This window comes from Bartonella sp. CR84HXZ, from assembly GCF_042194535.1.
Taxonomy (GTDB): domain Bacteria; phylum Pseudomonadota; class Alphaproteobacteria; order Rhizobiales; family Rhizobiaceae; genus Bartonella; species Bartonella grahamii.
Window position 1 is genome coordinate 1 of record NZ_JBHIMY010000110.1, and the last position, 822, is coordinate 822.

Sequence of the window (822 nt, forward strand, 5' to 3'; positions counted from 1 at the left end):
CTGTGCCGGGGGTTGGCATGGGCGTTATGGACCCGTTGCCCTGCTCATGATGATAGGCTACCTAGCTTATCCCTTGCGAATGGACATGATGGGCGTCTTTTACTCTATTGTTATGCTGGCTGCTCTTTTAGAGAGATCATACAAGCGCTCATTACAATTGGCTTGCTTGGAAAACAAGCTTATGATCACGCCCCTTCTTTCTCCAAACAGTTTTGTGCTGATCTCAAACGAGCAAAAAAGAAAGCAGAGAGAGCAAAAGCAATTTGGCAACAAAGCCAACCAATCAAAAATACTTTAGCAGAAACCTATTTACGTATGCGGGGTATTACATGTGATTTGCCTCCCGATTTACGCTTTTACGACAAGTGTCCACACCCCTCTGGGGGTACACTGCCCGCGTTGGTGGCTCTTGTTAAGGGCGCTGGCTCTTTCGCCATTCATAGAACCTTTTTACAAGCCAATGGCTGCAAAACAGACCAAAAACCAGCAAAAGCCATGTTGGGATCTGTAACAGGTGGTGCTGTGCATTTAAGTCAAGGCAATCCCAAACATCTGGTCATTTGTGAGGGCATTGAAACCGGTCTAGCTCTTTTGTCTGGGTTGTTATCTGAGCCTGTGAATTTATGGGCGCCTCTTTCAACCCTATGAAAATGCAAAATAGATATAAGATATCTATTCTAACAGTAGCTATTGAAGAAATAGTAAAAATGTATTACATTAGAATTACATTATAACACATTAAGTAGTCGTAAAATGGCTGAGACAACATTTACCTTTCGCGTCGATGATGTATTAAAAAATGAATTTTCCAAAGCAGCAAAG

At 42.5% G+C, this 822-nt stretch carries 1 pseudogene; it reads left to right on the forward strand.

The window, feature by feature from the left end:
- Nucleotides 1–642: pseudogene (locus ACFIKD_RS09650) on the forward strand (virulence-associated protein E); the annotation flags it as partial.
- Nucleotides 643–822: the final 180 nt, after the last annotated feature.